We start from the raw sequence: 3,214 nt of genomic DNA on the forward strand, positions 1-3,214 counted from the left end.
ACACCGACGACGGTCGCGCCGGACTCGGCCAGCCGGGCCGAGATCGTCGCGCCGTTCGGTGAGGGCAGCACGAGCCGCTCGATCCCGGTGCTGCGCCGGATGCTGTCCGGCGACAGGCTCACCTGGCCCGGCCGCACCACCCGCCTGCGCCCGACGGCGAGCACCGCGCGATGCTCCCGGGCGACCCGCTCGGCCGAGTCGTCACCCCACCGGTACGGCAGCACGGCGATCCCCCGCTCGACGGCGACGGTCAGCGCCGTGGTGAAGGAGAGCACGTCGACCACGGCGACGAGGGCAGCACCGGGGCTGACGGCGTCCGCCCCGGCCGGACCCCAGTCGAAGCGGACCCGGCTACCGGCCTGCGTCCAAGCGTCGTTCATCCGGCGATTGTGCCGTCCGGTCACTCGTCGAGCTGCCGCAGTGCTGTCCGGACGGCGCGGTGCTGGGCGGCGCGGTGGCCGTTCTCCGGCTCCAGGCCCAGGGCCGCCACCCGGTCGGTGACTCCATGGGTGATCCGGTAGAGCACCACCTGGACCGCGACCTCCCGCCAATCGGTGGCCCGGGCGGGCAGCGGCCGGTGCCCGAGCACGTTCGTGAACCACGGCGGGAACAGCTCGTAGCCGGCGACCGCGGCGTCGATCCGGTCCCGGACGTGCGCGGCGAGCCGGTCCGCGACCGAAGCGCCCGGATGCGCGCTGTACGCCCGCTGCTGCGCGGCGTCGCGATGCAGCTCCTGCTCCGCCTCATCACGCTGCACCCGCGCCGCCGCGACCTCCGCCTCCTGCTCGTCCATCAGGGCCCGCTCCGACCGGTACGCCGCGGCCGCGCGCCGGAACGCCCACCCACCGGCCTTGCGGACGGCGAGCGAACGGCTGACGCCCAGCGCCCGCTGCCGGGTCTCCGCGAGCCGGCGTTCGTCCTGCTCGAAGCGCTCGATCCGCTGCCGGCGCAGCGCCACCGCGGCATCGTCCATGATGGTGGACCGGACCTGCTCGGCCGCCCGGACATCCGCGACCAGCGGCGCCAGCTCGGCCGGCACGGTGTCCAGATCGACCGGGACCTGACCCTGCTGCCGGCGGAGCAGCCCCTCGACCTGCTGGATCTCCCCCTCCAGCCGGACCACGCGGGTCGCGTACTCGCGCAGCTTGCGTTCAACGTGCCGGCGCAACTCGGCCTGCTCCGCGACGAGGGCGTCCACCCGGGCGTCGGTGGCATCGAAACGCGCGAGGGCCTCCCGGGCGCGCCTCTCCGCGTTCTTGTCGATCCGCTGCAGCTCCTGGGTGAGCTGGACACGCAAGGTGTTGACCTTGCTGCCCATCTCGCGGCGCAGCCCGGCGGCGACCCGGGCCAGGTCACCGGAGGCGTCGGCGCTCACGGGCCTATCCCCGGCACGGCCCGGGCGGTGAGGGCGTCGGCGCTCATGGGCCCGTCCTCCGGACGGTGAGCGCATACGCGCTCACGGGCCCGTCCCCCCGGCACGGCTTTGGGTGGTCTGCGCTTCGCGCAGCCAGGAGCGCGGCGGCGCTCACGGGCCGGTCCCCGGCACGGATCGGGTGGTGAGCCATAGAGCGATCGCCGCGGCGAGCACGACCACGACGCCGAGCAGCGCCCAGGCGGGCAGCACACTCGCTGCGACGAGCACGGCGGCCAGGGCGGCCACGCCGAGCAGCACGAACGTCAGCATCAGCCGGCGCTGGGCGGCGTCGGCCGCGAGTTCGTCGACCACCGTCATCAGCTCATCGGTGCCGGCGAAGACCCGATCGAGCTGCCCGGCGTCGTACGGCGGCTCCGCGCCCAGCCCGCCCAGCGCGTCGTGCCGGGCGCGCAGCTCCCGCTGACGTTCGAGCAGCTCGGCCCGCCGAGACGAAGCACCCACACGCACTCCCTTGCGGTCGCGTAGGGCAATGCTGGGCCTAGGCGGTGAGACCGGTCAATCCCTCGGAAGGGTCGAGGGCGTCCAGTACGGCGACCAGCCGCTTCTCCTCGCCGATGAAGTGCGTCTCGAGCACGGCGGCGAGCCCGTCCAGCTCACTCTGGATCGCCGCGGTCCGGGCAGCCGTGTGCCCGTCGCGCAGCTGCCCGCTCAGCGTGCTCACCCTGGTCAGCATGCCGGCGATCACCTGATGGTCGCGTTCCAGCTCGGCCAGGAAAGCGCGCAGGGCGGGATGGCGCTCGGCGAGCAGGGGAAACACACCGGTGTCCTCACCGGTGTGGTGCCGGGTGACCGCCGCGCAGAACGCGAGGCAGTGGACGCCCAGCTCGGCGTCGGGGACGTAGCCCTCCCGCAGATCGGCGAGCATGTCGCGCAGGCCGATGTGGATCTCGATCAACTGCTGTCCGTACGCCCGGAACCGGGAGTATTCACTGTCCACGGAGTTGTCCCATGGTCCGGCGCCTCCATGCCCGCGGCGGTCTCCTGGCCGGGTGCACTGCGACGCTATGACCATCCGATCAGCCGGCGCCGGGCCGCGTCAAGCCACCCGCCGTGCGAGGCTGGATCCATGATCACACCGGATTGGGAGCGCCGGATGGACGGCGCGTGGGCGGCGTTTGACTCACTCGAAGAGGCGCGCTTCCTGCAGCTGGTCGAGCGGCTCACCGGCGAGCTCGCCCCGGACGACCCGGTCGGGCTCTTCGAACGGGCCGGTTCACTGGACGCCGTCGGGCGCACCGGCCAGGCAGTGCCGCTCTACCGGGAGGCGCTGGCGGGCGGGCTGTCCGGTAGCCGGCGTCGGCAGGCCGTGATTCAGCTCGCGAGTTCGCTGCGGGAGCTGGGCGAGGCCCCGGAAAGCGTCACGCTGCTGACCGCGGAGCTGGCTGCTGGCTCGGACGAGCTCGACGATGCGGTGAAGGCGGTGCTGGCGTTGTCGCTGGCGGACGCCGGGCGGGAGCGGGAGGCGGTGGGGATCGCGGTGGGCGCTCTGGCGGCGCACTTGCCGCGCTATCAGCGTTCGATGGAGAACTACGCCCGGCTGTTGCTGGAACCGGACCCAGCCGCCGACCCGGAATCCGACGTCCGCTCCTGACCGGCCAACCTCCGCATCCTCAGGCCGACCTCCGCATCCTCAAGCCGACCTCAACCTCCTCAAGCCGAGGTCCGCTCCTTCCGGCCAACGACCAGGCGACCGGCCGACGGGCGACCGGGCGGGCGTGCGGCGACCGGCGGGCACTGGCGGGCACTTGCGGGCACTGGCGCTTCCGGTCATTTCCCAAC

General features: G+C 73.4%; 4 protein-coding genes and 1 pseudogene. 1 reads left to right on the plus strand and 4 read right to left on the minus strand.

From position 1 onward, the window contains the following. The 4 genes and pseudogenes from AB0C29_RS40415 to AB0C29_RS40430 all read right to left on the minus strand — a co-directional run. A pseudogene (locus AB0C29_RS40415) lies at positions 1-380 on the minus strand (hypothetical protein); the annotation flags it as partial. Between the two features lie 20 nt (positions 381-400). After that, entirely contained in the window at positions 401-1,375 is a 975-nt protein-coding gene (locus AB0C29_RS40420; RefSeq protein WP_360832225.1) for a hypothetical protein, read from the minus strand. A 150-nt stretch (positions 1,376-1,525) separates the two neighbouring features. Next, the gene (locus AB0C29_RS40425; protein WP_360832228.1) at positions 1,526-1,876 is read right to left on the minus strand and encodes a hypothetical protein; all 351 of its coding nucleotides are present in this window, start codon (positions 1,874-1,876) and stop codon (positions 1,526-1,528) included. 37 nt (positions 1,877-1,913) lie between these two features. Then, entirely contained in the window at positions 1,914-2,372 is a 459-nt protein-coding gene (locus tag AB0C29_RS40430; protein ID WP_360832230.1) for a hemerythrin domain-containing protein, read from the minus strand. Between the two features lie 129 nt (positions 2,373-2,501). On the opposite strand from AB0C29_RS40430, the gene AB0C29_RS40435 reads away from it, so the two are divergent. Continuing rightward, positions 2,502-3,026, plus strand: coding sequence for a tetratricopeptide repeat protein (locus tag AB0C29_RS40435; protein ID WP_360832233.1), 525 nt, complete (start codon positions 2,502-2,504; stop codon positions 3,024-3,026). The last annotated feature ends 188 nt before the right edge of the window (positions 3,027-3,214 follow it).

It is taken from the genome of Actinoplanes sp. NPDC048791 (assembly GCF_040650095.1).
Lineage (GTDB): Bacteria > Actinomycetota > Actinomycetes > Mycobacteriales > Micromonosporaceae > Actinoplanes.